Origin of the sequence: Methylorubrum podarium (assembly GCF_022179745.1) — a bacterium.
Lineage (GTDB): Bacteria > Pseudomonadota > Alphaproteobacteria > Rhizobiales > Beijerinckiaceae > Methylobacterium > Methylobacterium podarium.
Map to the genome: position 1 here is coordinate 1 of NZ_BPRD01000693.1, position 1532 is coordinate 1532.

2 protein-coding genes are annotated in these 1532 nt (G+C 74.9%); both read right to left on the reverse strand.

The window, feature by feature from the left end; all coding sequences use genetic code 11:
• Window positions 1–877, reverse strand: an 877-nt coding sequence (locus MFF42_RS25890) for a hypothetical protein (protein ID WP_238258828.1), incomplete at its 3' end; no start/stop codon positions are given.
• Window positions 878–1135: 258 nt separating this feature from the next.
• Window positions 1136–1462: an EAL domain-containing protein gene (locus MFF42_RS25895; protein WP_009864761.1), complete on the reverse strand. Its 327-nt coding sequence runs from the start codon at window positions 1460–1462 to the stop codon at window positions 1136–1138.
• Window positions 1463–1532: the final 70 nt, after the last annotated feature.

A 1532-nucleotide genomic window follows, 5' to 3' on the forward strand; every position in this document is an offset into this window, starting at 1 on the left:
CGCGCGCGCCCCGCCCCGCCGCCGCGGGAACGGCCCCCCGCGTCAGCGCCAACGGCGGCAGCGGAACGGCCATCAGGCGGTGAACGCCCAGGCCGAGGCGCGGCAGGCACAGCGCATCGGCTTGCCGCGGCGGAAGCAGGGCGGGCAGATCCATCTGCCTCATGCGGAAGAGCTGGCTTTCCAACCTGGACAGGTATCGTTCGGCCACCTCGCCCCATCCGAGCTGCCGCCCGGCGGCGAAATGCTGCGCGGCGCGCCGGAGATGCCGTTTCGCCCGCTCCAGGCGCGCCTCGGAGCCGTTCCCCGCCTCCGCAAGCTGCCGGCCGCGCTCGAAGTGAAGCAGGCCGTCGACGAGCCGCGCGTCCCGCGCGCCGCGGAAGGCCACGCCGTCGGGGGCCGGTCGATCCGGGTGGCGGCCCACGGTCCCGTCGCGCAGGTCGCCGTGCAGCGCCGACCAACCGAGCGGCGGACCGGGCCTGATATCGAACGCGATGCAGGCGTTGGCCTCCGGCGACGGGCGGAACGTCGCCAGCGACGTGTCCCGCAGAAGCTTGGACCAGTGGGCGAGGCCGCGGGCCCGGAAGCCGGTGGGCAGCGCGGGCAGCAGCCAGGGTGGCCCGAGGCAGATCAGCTCGTCGCGCGACCGATCCGGCAGCAGGACCAAATCGTCGTCGCCGACGATGGCGTACCCGGTCGACGCATCCGCTATGAGGTGGCGGCGGTCGGACAGGGTCAGCGCGACGCCGACGTCGTCGCCGCCCCGGTCGAAGGCCAGCCAGCACCGCACCACCGGCGGGCGGCCGCCCGCGACCGGCGAGGCCGCGAACAGGTCCGCCTGCGAGGTCTCGTCGAACGCCGTGGTCGACCAAGCCTCCATGGGCGCCTCCGACCGCCTCCGGCGCGGCTCCGCCGTCTCGGTAACCGCGATGCGCCGCGCGGGTATCCGGCCCTGCGACGGCGGCGACGAACGTGACGGACGTTCGCCGAATCGAGCGTACCGCGGGGAATCTTAAGCGGCCGTGTCGCCTACCGCCAAGGTCGCGGCGCGGCGTCCGCCGGATCGCCCGCGGCGCGGGCTAGGGCGGCCCGCTTCCTGCCCTGTGCCGCCCGCCGCGGCCCGAAGGGGCTGCCCGGGTCATGCGGCCCTCGTTCCGGCCCCCCGGCGCAGGAACGCGGCGGCCTCGGCCGCGGGCGCGGGCTTGCCGAACAGGTAGCCCTGCGCCTCGCCGCAGCCGGACAGCCGCAGCGCCCCGAGCTGCCGCTCCGTCTCGACGCCCTCGGCCGTGACCGCGGCGCCGAGGGAGGCCCCCAGGCCGGCGATGGCCCCAACGATGGCCGCCGTGCCCGGCTCGTCCACCGCCTCGACGAAGGAGCGGTCGATCTTGATCCGGTCGAGCGGGAACTTCCGGTTCTTCGTCGTTTGGGGTTGATCGACCTTCGGGCGGGCTTGACGCGTTCCCACTCCGTTCTACTCTGGTCGCGTGATCCTGACGTACCAGCAGAAGCTCAGCCGACCGCCGCCCAGCACCGCC